The following is a 12,958-nucleotide window of genomic DNA, read 5'->3' on the forward strand; positions in this document are numbered from 1 at the left end:
AGTTTATTCAAGTGCTTAAAAAGCTTTAAGTACATTCCAAAGTCCGTTCTCCGAATCTCAGTTTGATTGTTCTTGTATAAAAGGTTTTTGAATTTTATGTTAAAAATTCACGTGAAACATATGTCTTGGTTGATGCCTTTATTTTTATCAGGGCTGATGAGTGGCTCACTGTCCTGTTTTAATCTTTTTATGAATAGAGGGTTAATGCAAGGTTTTGTCGAGAAGTGGTTGGCAACTTGGGCGATGTCTTGGTTGGTGGCTTATCCACTTATTTTAATTTTTATTCCACTGGTCAGACGACTGTTAATGTTGATTGTTCATGTTCCAGAAAAGTCATGAGCTTCTCATTTTGAACAAGAGCAATCATCAGGGCAAAAGTTTGCCCTGATGCGGTAAAGGCTTAAACTTCTACAGGCTGACCAAATAATGCAGTGAAGGCATGATCAGGGCGGGGTTGCTTCATGAAACTTTCACCGACAAGGAAGCTGTGAATATCATGTTCTTGCATCATACGCACATCTTCTGGGGTCGCAATGCCACTTTCGGTAATCAGTAAACGAGAAGTATCCAGCAATTGCTTTAAACGAATAGAGGTGTTTAAGTCCACATCAAAGGTTTTAAGATTGCGGTTGTTTACACCCAATAAACAACGTTCAGAAAGTTGCAGCGCACGTTCAAGTTCTTCCTCATCATGTACTTCAACCAATACATCCAGATTATGCTCGAATGCGGTTTTTGACATTTCTTCGAGTTGTTGATCAGATAAGCACGCTACAATCAGCAGAATGCAGTCGGCATGCAAGGCACGTGCTTCAATGACATTATAAGGGTCGACAAGAAAGTCCTTACGTAATGCAGGCAAAGCGCAGTGCGTACGTGCAATTTGAATATTTTCATCTGCACCTTGGAAAAAATCGACATCGGTCAATACTGACAAGCAAGCAGCACCAGCTTGTTCATATTGTGCTGCGATTTCAGCAGGATTAAAGTTTTCACGAATAATCCCTTTTGAAGGTGATGCTTTTTTAATTTCAGCAATCACGCCTGGGCGCTTCTTCATCAGTGCTTGAGCAAAACCACGCACAGGTGTTGCTGCTTGTGCCCATTGCTCTACATCATGCAGGCTGCGTTGCTTCAGGCGAGCTGCTAATTCTTCATGTTTACGATCAACAATTTTACCTAAAATTGTATTTGCGATATCAACCATGGGGGCATCCTTTCCTTAAGCTTCGTATTGTTTGAGTGTTTTGGTAAATTCAGACAGCACACTCATTTTTTCTAAAGCCTGCCCACCGTAGATAATGTCATGTGCTAATGCTACGCCTTGTTTATAGCTGTTGGCTAAACCAGACACATAAATGCCTGCGCCTGCATTTAAGGCAATCATGTCGGCTGCTTTGGCTCCACGATCAGATTTTTTGCGACCCAATGCATCTTTAATCAGGGCCAAACTTTCCGCAGAATCTTCAATGATTAAACCTGTTAGCGTTTGCGATTCAATATCGACATCTTCAGGATTAATGATCCATTCAGTCACTTCACCATCTTTCAGTTCTGCAACATAAGTCGAGGATGCAAGGCTGATTTCATCCAGTCCATCTTTAGAATGCACCACCATCACGTGTTCAGCGCCAAGTTGCTTCATGACTTCTGCAATCGGGCGGCACAATTCATTCGAGAATACGCCAATCACCAAACGTTTTACGCCAGCCGGATTCGTAAGCGGGCCGAGTAAGTTGAAGATGCTGCGAATGCCGAGTTCCTTACGTGGACCTACTGCATATTTCATGGCTTTATGATGATTCGGGGCAAACAGGAAACCGACACCGACTTCACGAATACAACGCTCAGTTTGTTGCATGTTCAAATCAAGATGAATCCCGGCTTTTTCTAACAAGTCGGATGAACCTGATTTGGTCGATACCCCACGGTTACCATGTTTGGCAATGGTGGCGCCAGCCGCAGCAATCACAAAGGCTGAAGCGGTTGAAACGTTAAAGAGGTTTTGTCCATCACCACCCGTACCGACAATATCAATCAGGTTGGGAACATCGCTGACATCAATTTTTGTAGCAAACTCACGCATCACGCGTGCAGCCGCTGTAATTTCATCAATACTTTCGCCTTTTAAGCGCAATCCCATCATGAGCGCACCAATCTGTGCATCGGTCGCTTCGCCACTCATGATGGTACGCATGACCTCTTCCATTTGCGGCTGGGTCAGGTGAATGTTCTTGGTAATATGATTTAAAGCTTGTTGAATATTCATTTATGCATAAATCTCTAAAAAGTTTTTGAAGATTTGGTGTCCGTGTTGGCTCAGAATGGATTCAGGGTGGAACTGCACACCTTCTACAGGGAGTGTCTTATGTTTAACGCCCATAATTTCTTCCATAGAGCCATCTGCCTCTTGGGTCCAGCAAGTCACTTCTAGGCAATCTGGCAAGCTCGCTTGATCAATCACCAAAGAGTGATAGCGGGTTGCAGAAAACGGGGAAGGTAGATTGCTAAAGATACCTTTGTCACTGTGATACATGTCCGACAAACGACCATGCATGACGGTTTTGGCACGTACAATTTTGCCGCCAAAGGCTTGTCCAATACTTTGATGACCTAAACACACGCCCAACAACGGAATTTTTCCTGCGAAGTGCTGAATGGCAGGAATTGAAATACCCGCTTCAGACGGAGAGCAAGGCCCTGGACCAATGACCAAATACTTCGGTTGCCATCGTTCAATGTCCTCCAAAGTCACGGCATCATTACGGACGACTTTCACTTCTTGGTTCAACTCGCCAAAATACTGGACGATGTTGTAAGTAAAAGAGTCATAATTGTCGATCATGAGAAGCATTTCAGATGTAACCTCTTGAGTTGCATAAAGTTATAGCTAGGAATTTTTTTATACTCTTGATGTTGCCCATGCTCTTGGACATGCGATTTTAAAGTAAGCATAAAAAAGCCTGCTATGCGTAGGCTACTTTAGCAGTTTTTACAGGATTTGTGATAATTTCATGCACAATCATCTAACTAGGACAGGATTAAATGTGCGGCAAACCCAATTGCATGATTCTAATTTTGGTATCCTTAACGGCATCTTTGGTTTTGTGCTGAAAATCTTGCATATGTGCGGTCTGCATATGCTGTTCCAAATGGGCTAAAGATTGCCACTTTTCAAACATAATAATTGAATTACAAGACTTGTACTGGAAACTAGCGTTACTGTCTTGATCAATATACAGTTCATAGCCAAAACAGCCTGACTCCTGTAACACCAAAGGCGTGACCTTTTGAAAAGCCTTCAGCACCGTTTCAAAATGTTCAGCACCTTCATGAATTTGAATTTCTGCAATCACTGTCAGCATGATGAAGTCCTATGCAGCAAAAAGCGTATCTAAATGTGCACGATAAGCGTCTAAATATTGCGGGACATTGGGCTCTTTAATCACGTCATTCACTATAAACGTGTCTAAACCTTGCATGCCCAAAAATTGATTGGCTTTATGGAATGGTAAATAGACCCCATCCACACCCACACCTTCAAAGAACTGCTCCTGATCTTCAAATGCTTCAATAGGGGCATTCCAAGTCAGCGATAACATGTATTTTTTATCGTGAATTAAACCACCTGAGCCATATTTTTTGCTGGCATCACTGCGTGAACGACCATCATTGGCGTATAAGGTGCCATGTCCAATGGTGAAGACATCATCCATATACTTTTTCATAGTCCACGGGGCACCCATCCACCAACCAGGCATTTGATAAATAATGACATCCGCCCAAACGTAGTTGGCAATTTCCTGTTGAATGTCGTATTCGCTGTCGGTGCGTGTAATACGCACATTGCATCCCAGTTGGTTTAAATGGGTTTGGGCAAAATCAGTTAAGGTATTGTTCAGTTCACCCTTTGAATGTGCGAATTGTTTTGCGCCGTTGACGATCAGAATGTTTTGCATGGTATGACCTTAATAGAATCGCTTGAATTGGGCGAGAGTATAGGGAAGTCATTTGCTTGGAAAAATCGATGAATCTGCAAAATATTTTTGACTAAAAATCAACAATTGGGTTTCAGAATTGCATGATGGTCTTAGAATGGACATTCTGAAAAGCGTATTTCAGTCTTATGATCGCCGCGGATAAGGTCATAAACATGAAGTAATTGGGCGATGAAAATCACAATGAGGATCAATAGATTGAGCAATCTCATTTTCGAGTCTAGGCTTCAATATTCAAAGATTATTCCTGTGTAGAGAAAACCGAGCCCATTCTTTCTAGCTGATTAATGCAGCGATATCCCAATTTTTAGCTTTTTTTTTCTCCAAAACCATTCGGCAACCATTCTTTTGCATGGTTGTTCCATCTTTTAAGGCTGCTACTCTTCAGGAACGGAAGACATCTCAGTGAATGAGTGGAATTCCTAAGTAATATTTTTAAGAGACCCATAATTAGGGACGACTATGGTTTTCTTGGAAATATTCAACTTGTTGAAGATATCGATGTGAAATCGAATGCTTAAAGATAGTAAATATCAGATTCGAAAATAACATAGATATTTGGTTCTTGCGGGATTGCAAGGAGTTGTAGCTAAAAAGGATGTGTAACCATGATGGTTGATAATAAAGAAAGAATTGCGATGCAAAAGCAATGCTTAATTGTTAAGCGCTGTGAGCATGAGCATCTTGTCATTTCTTCGGCTCTACACAGCCAAGCTGAGCAGAACGCTCTTAATTTTGAATTTAGCCTTGTTTCCTTGAGCGCATTGGATTGAACCGAGCATCAAAATAATGAGTGTTATTTTCTGAATGACAGCTTAAGCATTCAAAACGACTGCGCAAATACAAGCAGCTAAAAAAATGAATTGCCCTGACGGGTAGCCATCGAGATTAAATATTCCATTTAATCCTAAATGAGTAGGTGTTTTTCACTGGACCGAAAGACAGTTGCTGATTTAAAACCTAACTAAAGGACTAGAGACGAGATGAAGTTCAATAAGAAAAAGTACCTTAGCATTGCAATACTTTCTGTATTTGCAGGTCAAACTTTTGCTGCGGGTTTAGAGCGTTCACCACAGCAAATTGATGCCTTATTTGAATCTGGCACCTATGCAGAAGTGAGCTATACGCATATTTCTCCTGATGTACAGGGTACAGATACCAGCGGAAATCATATTTCTGATATGGCAGAAGATTTCCAAACACTTGGTTATGTAGTGAAAACAGATCTAAGCCCGAGCCTACGTTTGGGGGTGATTTATGATGAACCATATGGTGCGAAAGTTAAGTTTGAAGGTGACAATAACTTTATTGCCAAAGATATGGAAGGTGCAGATGCACATACGCGTGTTGAGGTGAAATCTAAAAATCTCACTACTTTATTGGGCTATAACCTGAATAAAAATTTCATGATTTATGGTGGTCCAGCATTACAAGAACTTCAGGCGGATGTCCATTTACGTGGAGAAACATATCGGACATCTAGTGGCTATAATAATAGTTTTGATGATATCGCTGTGGGTTGGGTTGCGGGTATGAGCTATGCCAAGCCAGAACTGGGTATTCTGGCATCGTTGACTTATCGTTCTGAAATTGATCATAAAACTACAATTCAAGAATATATCCCTGGGTTAGGTTCATTTGAAAACTCAGGCACGATTACTACTCCTGAATCTGTGAATTTAAACTTACAAACAGGCTTAAATCCGACGACAGCATTATTTGCAAAAGTACGTTGGGTACCATGGGGTGATTTTGCTTACTATCCACCACAATTAAAAGCAGTGACTGCTGCACTGGGTGCTGCTAATGGTAAAGGTTTACCACTTTTAACTTATCATGATGACCAAACCGCAGTTGAACTTGGTATTGGTAAGCGTTTATCTCCAAAACTGGCAATGTCTGTTTCAGGTTTATGGGACTCAGGTGCAGGTGCACCAGCACCAACTTTAGGTCCTGTTGAGGGATATTGGGGTGTGGGTTTAGCCGCGAAATATAACATTAATGAAAATGTAGCATTTAGCTTGGGTGGTCGCTACATGTGGTTTGGCGATGTGAAAGGTGAAATCTCTGATGGCACAATTGTTGGTGACTTTAAAGACAACAATGGCTATATCGTGGGCATGAAACTCTCTTATAAATCAAAATAATTTTTACGTATTTTTACCAGTTTAGGTCCTTCCTTCTCCCTGAAAATGGGGGAAGGGAATTTTTTATTATCTTCTCAATTTTCTTTCAAGATTTTTCTGTCTGCGCGTTTTTCAAATATTCCTCAATTTTTTCATGATCCAAAGTACAGCAACTTTAGGGCATCCTCGAGTTTTATTGAGCTAAATCAAGGCAACTTTGCAATCGATTGCTCATCAGTAGTACAGTATTTTTATTTAAGCCTATGTTTTTCATTTAGAAAATTGAGTTGGCATAAAAATCGCTTTAACAATCTCAACTTGTATACAAGATAGGATGCATAAAGTGAGCAGACTTCAAACTCTCGGTTGGACCATTGCAGAATGGCAAAATGCCTATAAAACCCAACAAATTCAATTGTCCGATTTAATCTCTTGGGTACAAGAATTTGAGCAGCAAGATACAGCATGGATTGCAATTGCGACGGTCGAGCACCTTCAGGAACAAATCGCAGAGCTGCAACAACGAACAGCAGAAAGCAAAGCGCGCTTTGAACAGTTTCCACTTTATGGTCTTCCTTTTGCAGTAAAAGATAATATTGATGTTGCTGGTTTCGCAACCACAGCGGGATGCAAAGTCTTAAATGAGATTGTGACGAAAGATGCTGAAACTGTACGTTTGCTCAAACAGGCAGGGGCGATTGTGGTCGGAAAAACCAATCTTGATCAATTTGCGACTGGCTTGGTGGGAACCCGTTCACCTTATGGCGCAGTCGTGAATAGTTTTAACCCTGAATATGTCAGTGGGGGTTCAAGTTCAGGTTCTGCCAGTGTGGTTGCGCGAGGATTGGTTCCATTTGCATTAGGCACGGATACCGCAGGGTCGGGTCGTGTGCCTGCTGCCTTTAATAATATTGTCGGTTTAAAGCCAACCAAAGGTCGTTTTTCAAACTCTGGCTTGTTACCCGCGGTAAAAAGTATTGACTGTATTTCTGTGTTTGCACTAACTGTTGCAGATGCTGAAGTTGTGGCAGAGGTATTGGAACATTTCGATGTACGGGATAGCTATTCACGTCATAATCCAAAAACAGCACCCGCAAAACTCTCTTCAGCGTTGAATTTTGCGATTCCCAAAAGCTTGCAATTCTTTGGTGATGTGCAAGCCGAGCAAGCCTTTCAGCATGCGGTTGCGCAGTTAAAGCAAATGAATGTCACTTTGACTGAAATTGACTTTACCATTTTTGAACAATTGGCGGCTCAACTCTATCAAGGGTCTTGGGTCGCTGAGCGAACTGTGGCCGTTGAAGCATTATTGGAACAAGTACCAGAAGCATTTGATCAAACCGTTTTAGAAATTGTTCAACAAGGTAAAAACTATACGGCACTCGATGCTTATAAAGCCGAATATCTCAAAAATGATTTGGCACGACAAATTCAAGTGCTATTGTCTGAATTTGATGCCTTGGTTGTGCCCACTTCTCCAACGATTCATACGCTTGCTGAAATGCAGCAGGAGCCAATTCAGTACAACTCACATTTTGGTACCTACACCAACTTTACCAATTTGGCTGACTTGAGTGCTTTGGCATTACCCGCAGGTTTTCGCGAGGATGGTTTGCCGTTTGGTATTAGCCTGATTGCACCTGCATGGCATGACCGTGCATTGGCAGATTTTGGTCGAAAATGGCAAGCTCATCTGCAATTACCTTTAGGGGCAACAGGACGTGCGTATCCTGAAAATGGATCTTCTGTGTCCGAGCCATCTGCACAGCATATTCGTCTAGCAGTGGTGGGCGCACATTTGACTGGAATGCCGCTGAATTTCCAACTTACCACACGTCAAGCGGTGCATGTGGAAACCACGAAAACTTCGGCGAATTACACCTTATATGCACTGAATGGCACCATTCCGCCTAAACCTGCTTTGGCGCGTCAAGCTGAAGGGCATGAAATTATTGTGGAACTTTGGGATATTCCAACTGCGCGTTTTGGTGAGTTCGTTGCTGAAATTCCAACACCACTGGGCATGGGGAATATCCAACTGAGTGATGGTCGCTGGGTGAAAGGTTTCATCTGTGAGCCGTATGGTTTAGTCGATGCTGAAAATATTAGTCACTTTGGTGGATGGCGTGCCTATATACAGCATAGAAATTCACAACAGTTGCAAGCAACAGATTGATTTCAAGTCCCGAAAACGATCAGTTTGGATCAAGCACATGAATACACTCATGAAGATGAAGTGGAGCATAACCTTCATTTGAATGTTTCGAACATTGTGCTGATCTAAATGGAATTTACTGGGATGAACTTTGCATAAAATTTGCAGTATTCCCTGAAAGTAAATGATGTAGATCAGCGTATTAGAAAGCTAAAACAATCATCTACTGAGTGGAATGCAGGCTTAGGGCTTAGTTGTAAAAGGATTGGGAAGACGAAATGAAAAGTGCGACAAGTAAAAGCGCAGACAATTTATCTGCGCTGGTGTATCAACGCATTAAAAACGCCATCTTTGATTTCAAACTCATGCCCGGCGAGCGTTTTACCGAGTCAGAAGTTGCGCATGCTTATGAAGTCAGTCGAACCCCGATTCGGCAAGCCTTGTATCGTTTGCAACAAGAGGGCTATGTCGAAGTGAGTTTCCGTAGTGGTTGGCAAGTCCGACCACTAAACTTTCGCTATTATGAAGAACTGTATGATGTGCGGATTGTGTTGGAAAAGGATGCGATTAATACGCTGACGCAACAGGGCTGTGAGCAATTCAGCGAATTGCAAAAACTAAAAGCAATTTGGATGATAGAACCGCAAGACTATCTGAAGGACCTCAAACAACTTTCACAACTGGATGAAGATTTTCACTGTGCCTTGGTTCGCGCGGCAGGGAATCATGAGATGGCTCGGATTCATCGCGACTTGAGTGAAAAAATACGAATTATTCGCCGTTTGGATTTTTCCAAACAATATCGTATTGAAGCGACTTATCAGGAACATCAACATATCTTAAAACTGATTTTTAATCGGCAAACGAATCAAGCAATGACAGCCATTGAAACTCATATTCGGCAAAGTCGCGATGAGGTGAAAAAAATTACCTTGCATATGTTGGATCCGAGTCAGTTTGTTTAAGGTGCTTGAGAAACGTAAGCTCTAAAACTGAAGAAGTCATTTCAATGCTTGCGGCAATAAGCACCTGCTATGCAACTGAAGATTTTGTTATACTATTACATTAAACTTCATCTTTCATTTGGCTTGCGAGCATCTTCATCTTGAAATTGTTGCCCCCACAAAAATCCGTACCCACCCACATTATTTCTGGATTTCTTGGTGCAGGAAAAACCACGTTATTAAACAGTTTATTGGCACAAAAGCCCGAAGATGAAGTGTGGGCAGTGCTGATGAATGAGTTTGGTCAAATAGGGGTCGACCAAAATCTGTTGCCGCAAACGGATGGCTATGCAGTCAAAGAACTGTTGGGCGGCTGTCTGTGTTGTAGCAGCCAATTACCCATGCAAATTGCCTTGTCACGTTTAATGTCTGAAGCCAAACCTGATCGTTTATTCATTGAACCGACTGGCCTAGGGCATCCAGCCCAACTGTTAGAACAACTGACGGAACCACATTGGCAAAGCCAAATTCAGATGCGTGCGCTAGTCACCGTGGTCGATGGTTCTCGTTTACATGAGCAAGAATGGGTGAAGCAAAATCTGTATGCCGATCAGCTAAAAGCAGCACAAATTGTGGTGATTTCCCATACAGAAAAAATGCAAGCGGTCGATGAGCAGGCGTTGCAGCAATTGCAGCAGGAATATCAGGCCTATGCCCAGACATGGTTAAGACCTGCTTTAGGGCAACTGCAACTGGCACAAATTGATCTGCCTTACCAAGGGATACAGCGTAGAATTCAGCCCTTAATCCAGATTCAGAAACAGTACAGCAGCGATTCTGTTCTGCCTGAAATTAAGCAGCTCCCTTATCATTATGTCGAAACTGCACAGGGCTATAGTGTTGCAGGATGGAAGTTTTCAAAACGTTGGCAATTTGATTTCTATGATTTGCTTGACTTACTCTGCGAGCAACAGGACTGGCTCAGAATTAAAGGGATTTTCAATACCAACCAAGGCTGGAAAAGTTTTAATTTCAATCCGAAACAATTCAATTATCAGTCTGCACCTGAGAATGTCGACAATCGGATTGAAATTATTGTGCCTCAAGAACGGGATTGGGCGTTGTTTGAAGCACAATTATTGGCGTGTCGTATTTAAGCGTCTTGTGCCGTTTCAGTAATTGGTTGGGGTTGATTCAGTACTGATTGTGCCTTGGCATGGTCAATATCATGTTCCCAATGTGCAATCACCACCGTTGCGACACAGTTACCGATCAAATTGGTGCAGGCACGCATAATCCCAATAAACCAGTCGACTGAAAGTAATAGCACCAAACCAATGGCAGGCAGTGCAGGAATGACCGATAAGGTTGCGGCTAGAATGACCAAGGCAGAACCAGGAATACCGTGTGCACCTTTTGATGTGACCAAAGAGACCAATAAAATACTGAGTAAGTCGGTCATGGATAGGTCGATATTGCAGGCTTGGGCAATAAAAATAACAGCCAAAGTGAGATAAATGGAAAAACCATCAAGGTTAAATGAATAATCTGTCGGAATGACCAGTCCTACAGTTGAATCTTTAATGCCTAATTTTTTTAGTTTTTGCATGACCCGAGGAAGCACGGAATCGGATGAGGCAGTGCCTAAAACAATAGACAGCTCAGCTTTAAAGTAATTTAAAAACTTGAAAATATTTAAACCTGTCATTCTTAAAATACTGCCTAAGAGCAGAATCACAAAAGTAATGCAGGTGACATAAAACAGGAGCACCAAATAGCCAAGCTGAGCGAAGGAACTGAGTCCAAATTTTGCCGTGGTATAGGCGACTGAACCCAAGACGCCGAGTGGTGCCAAACGAATGATGAGACCCATCATTTTAAAGAAGACTTCAGAAAACGCTTCTAATGCTTGGCGGACAATTTCTGCAAACTTTTTGGGAATCAGCAGCATACTGATCCCAAAAATAATGGCAATCAGCAGTACTTGTAAAATATCTCCGTTATTAAATGCTGCAAAAATGGTTTTAGGAATAATGTTTAAAATAAAATCGCTGCTTGAGCTCAAATGTTCTGCACGTTCGGTATAGACGGCTAAATCTTTGGCATCCAGTGCGTTCAGGTCAATATTCATACCTGCATCTGGTTTGAAAATATAGGCGACGGCAATTCCGAAAACCAAAGCAATACTGGTGACGATTTCAAAATACAAAATGGTTTTTGCACCCACTTTGCCCATTTTTTTGATGTCTTGTGCACCATAAATTCCAAGCACCACCACGCAGAAGACAATTGGGGCAATCAGCATTTTAATCAGAGAAATAAAACCATCACCTAAAGGTTTCAAATTGAGTGAAAAATCATGGAAACTAAGACCGAGTGCAATGCCGATCATCAGTGCCAAGACCACTTGTAGGAAAAGGTTATGTTTAAGGTTTTACCACATGAGTTGCATCTTTTATTCTAGTGTCAGCACTGAAAAAGCAAAAACTCTGCCAAGCTGTCCCAAGTCAATCAAAATCGAGTATCCTAGTCGCCAAATTTGAGGAACATTTCATGGCGCTAAAAGCAACAATTTATAAGGCAGATTTGAATATTGCCAACATGGATAGTCACCAATATGGGGATTATCAACTGACGATGGCTTTGCATCCATCGGAAACCATTGAACGATTAATGGTACGTATTTTGGCATTTGCTCGTTATGCCAGTGAACAGTTGGAATTTACCAAAGACCTATTTGAAACCGACGAACCTGCATTGTGGGAAAAAGATTTAACGGGTCAGTTGGTACGCTGGATTGAAATGGGCTGCCCTGACGAAGATAAAGTCAAAAAAGCCAGCGCACGTTGTAAGTCGGTTGCTGTGGTTGCCTATGGCACAGCAGTAGAAGAATGGTATAAGCGTAACAGCAAGTTAAAGACCTTGAGCAATGTTGAGGTGTGGCAATTAACACCAGCAACCACCGAAGCAATTCAGCAACTGTGTGAGCGCACCATGCAATTACAATTGAATGTAATGGATGGGGAATGGACACTGATTGGTGATCAGGCACAAGCTCAAATTGAGTGGATTCAGTTACAGTAAAGACAAACAGATTTGAGGAGTTATCAAGATGTCAAACGAATTACAGATTATTGATTTAGTCGTGGGTGAAGGCAAAGAAGCCGTTAAAGGCGCTTTAATCACCACACATTACACTGGCTGGTTAGAAGATGGCACAAAATTTGATTCTTCACTGGATCGTGGCAATTATTTTGAATGTGTCATTGGAACGGGCCGTGTGATTAAGGGTTGGGATCAAGGCATTATGGGCATGAAAGTGGGTGGCAAACGAAAGTTGATCGTGCCTGCACATTTGGCCTATGGTGAACGCAAAATGGGTAATATTATCCCTGCAAACTCCAATCTCATTTTTGAAATTGAGTTATATGATGTGAAAACACGTGATTAAGATTATATGAAAAATAAACCTTAGCATGTTGAGGAAAAAGCATGCTAAGGTTAACCCATTACTGAGAATCAACGTATTTTTAGTGTATTAAACTTTATATTAAGATCAAATTCGCGCATAAGGAAAAAACGCGACTTGAATATAACAATACTCAAGCCCTATACGATCCTACATTTTATTTTATATGGGCTAACCTGCTTATGCTTGCTGCTTCAGCAATCCAGTTGGGCACTGTATGAACCAGTCCCCGAGTCTTATTACGTTCATCAAAAAAATATTAATAC

Annotated in this window: 13 protein-coding genes and 1 pseudogene; 8 read left to right on the plus strand and 6 right to left on the minus strand. The window is 41.6% G+C overall.

Annotation, left to right across the window (positions count from 1 at the left end):
- The first annotated feature begins 96 nt into the window (after positions 1 to 96).
- Positions 97 to 339: a DUF2798 domain-containing protein gene (locus tag ACWQ4X_RS18710; RefSeq protein ID WP_100241400.1), complete on the plus strand. Its 243-nt coding sequence runs from the start codon at positions 97 to 99 to the stop codon at positions 337 to 339.
- Positions 340 to 400: 61 nt separating this feature from the next.
- Here ACWQ4X_RS18710 and trpC read toward each other — a convergent pair whose 3' ends face one another.
- From trpC to ACWQ4X_RS18735, 5 genes are all read right to left on the minus strand, one after another.
- Positions 401 to 1,207, minus strand: coding sequence for an indole-3-glycerol phosphate synthase TrpC (trpC, locus tag ACWQ4X_RS18715; protein ID WP_457904582.1), 807 nt, complete (start codon positions 1,205 to 1,207; stop codon positions 401 to 403).
- 15 nt (positions 1,208 to 1,222) lie between these two features.
- Entirely contained in the window at positions 1,223 to 2,269 is a 1,047-nt protein-coding gene (gene trpD, locus ACWQ4X_RS18720; protein ID WP_457904583.1) for an anthranilate phosphoribosyltransferase, read from the minus strand.
- Positions 2,270 to 2,854 (minus strand): anthranilate synthase component II, encoded by a 585-nt coding sequence (locus ACWQ4X_RS18725; RefSeq protein WP_100241397.1) that lies wholly within the window; start codon positions 2,852 to 2,854, stop codon positions 2,270 to 2,272.
- 187 nt (positions 2,855 to 3,041) lie between these two features.
- Positions 3,042 to 3,365, minus strand: coding sequence for a putative quinol monooxygenase (locus ACWQ4X_RS18730; protein WP_457904584.1), 324 nt, complete (start codon positions 3,363 to 3,365; stop codon positions 3,042 to 3,044).
- A gap of 9 nt (positions 3,366 to 3,374) precedes the next feature.
- Positions 3,375 to 3,959: an NAD(P)H-dependent oxidoreductase gene (locus ACWQ4X_RS18735; protein ID WP_457904585.1), complete on the minus strand. Its 585-nt coding sequence runs from the start codon at positions 3,957 to 3,959 to the stop codon at positions 3,375 to 3,377.
- A gap of 647 nt (positions 3,960 to 4,606) precedes the next feature.
- Between ACWQ4X_RS18735 and ACWQ4X_RS18740 the strand changes: the two genes are divergently transcribed.
- The 5 genes from ACWQ4X_RS18740 to ACWQ4X_RS18760 all read left to right on the plus strand — a co-directional run bounded on the left by ACWQ4X_RS18740 (position 4,607) and on the right by ACWQ4X_RS18760 (position 10,380).
- Positions 4,607 to 4,771 (plus strand): hypothetical protein, encoded by a 165-nt coding sequence (locus ACWQ4X_RS18740; RefSeq protein WP_457904586.1) that lies wholly within the window; start codon positions 4,607 to 4,609, stop codon positions 4,769 to 4,771.
- Positions 4,772 to 4,981: 210 nt separating this feature from the next.
- Positions 4,982 to 6,145, plus strand: a complete 1,164-nt coding sequence (locus ACWQ4X_RS18745) for an OmpP1/FadL family transporter (protein WP_457904587.1) — start codon at positions 4,982 to 4,984, stop codon at positions 6,143 to 6,145.
- Between the two features lie 322 nt (positions 6,146 to 6,467).
- Positions 6,468 to 8,300, plus strand: coding sequence for an allophanate hydrolase (atzF, locus tag ACWQ4X_RS18750; RefSeq protein WP_457904588.1), 1,833 nt, complete (start codon positions 6,468 to 6,470; stop codon positions 8,298 to 8,300).
- A 257-nt stretch (positions 8,301 to 8,557) separates the two neighbouring features.
- A complete protein-coding gene (locus ACWQ4X_RS18755; protein WP_457904589.1) occupies positions 8,558 to 9,244 on the plus strand; it encodes a GntR family transcriptional regulator in 687 nt (228 codons plus the stop codon).
- Between the two features lie 140 nt (positions 9,245 to 9,384).
- On the plus strand, positions 9,385 to 10,380 hold the full coding sequence (locus tag ACWQ4X_RS18760; RefSeq protein WP_457904590.1) for a CobW family GTP-binding protein: 996 nt from the start codon (positions 9,385 to 9,387) through the stop codon (positions 10,378 to 10,380).
- On the opposite strand, the pseudogene dctA reads toward ACWQ4X_RS18760, so the two are convergent.
- Positions 10,377 to 11,654: pseudogene (gene dctA / locus ACWQ4X_RS18765) on the minus strand (C4-dicarboxylate transporter DctA); the annotation flags it as partial. The gene ACWQ4X_RS18760 and the pseudogene dctA overlap by 4 nt on opposite strands.
- A 122-nt stretch (positions 11,655 to 11,776) precedes the next feature.
- Between dctA and ACWQ4X_RS18770 the strand changes: the two are divergent.
- The gene (locus ACWQ4X_RS18770) at positions 11,777 to 12,307 is read left to right on the plus strand and encodes a YaeQ family protein (protein ID WP_457904591.1); all 531 of its coding nucleotides are present in this window, start codon (positions 11,777 to 11,779) and stop codon (positions 12,305 to 12,307) included.
- Positions 12,308 to 12,335: 28 nt separating this feature from the next.
- Positions 12,336 to 12,674 (plus strand): FKBP-type peptidyl-prolyl cis-trans isomerase, encoded by a 339-nt coding sequence (locus tag ACWQ4X_RS18775; RefSeq protein WP_100241389.1) that lies wholly within the window; start codon positions 12,336 to 12,338, stop codon positions 12,672 to 12,674.
- Positions 12,675 to 12,958: the final 284 nt, after the last annotated feature.

Source organism: Acinetobacter sp. NigerLNRRAM0016, assembly GCF_054112845.1.

Excerpts from the sequence above, each read along its gene's own strand:
- ACWQ4X_RS18710 (WP_100241400.1), top strand. The coding sequence starts at position 97 with ATGTTAAAAATTCACGTGAAACATATGTCTTGGTTGATGCCTTTATTT.
- trpC (WP_457904582.1), bottom strand. The coding sequence starts at position 1,207 with ATGGTTGATATCGCAAATACAATTTTAGGTAAAATTGTTGATCGTAAA.
- trpD (WP_457904583.1), bottom strand. The coding sequence starts at position 2,269 with ATGAATATTCAACAAGCTTTAAATCATATTACCAAGAACATTCACCTG.
- ACWQ4X_RS18725 (WP_100241397.1), bottom strand. The coding sequence starts at position 2,854 with ATGCTTCTCATGATCGACAATTATGACTCTTTTACTTACAACATCGTC.
- ACWQ4X_RS18730 (WP_457904584.1), bottom strand. The coding sequence starts at position 3,365 with ATGCTGACAGTGATTGCAGAAATTCAAATTCATGAAGGTGCTGAACAT.
- ACWQ4X_RS18735 (WP_457904585.1), bottom strand. The coding sequence starts at position 3,959 with ATGCAAAACATTCTGATCGTCAACGGCGCAAAACAATTCGCACATTCA.
- ACWQ4X_RS18740 (WP_457904586.1), top strand. The coding sequence starts at position 4,607 with ATGATGGTTGATAATAAAGAAAGAATTGCGATGCAAAAGCAATGCTTA.
- ACWQ4X_RS18745 (WP_457904587.1), top strand. The coding sequence starts at position 4,982 with ATGAAGTTCAATAAGAAAAAGTACCTTAGCATTGCAATACTTTCTGTA.
- ACWQ4X_RS18755 (WP_457904589.1), top strand. The coding sequence starts at position 8,558 with ATGAAAAGTGCGACAAGTAAAAGCGCAGACAATTTATCTGCGCTGGTG.
- ACWQ4X_RS18770 (WP_457904591.1), top strand. The coding sequence starts at position 11,777 with ATGGCGCTAAAAGCAACAATTTATAAGGCAGATTTGAATATTGCCAAC.
- ACWQ4X_RS18775 (WP_100241389.1), top strand. The coding sequence starts at position 12,336 with ATGTCAAACGAATTACAGATTATTGATTTAGTCGTGGGTGAAGGCAAA.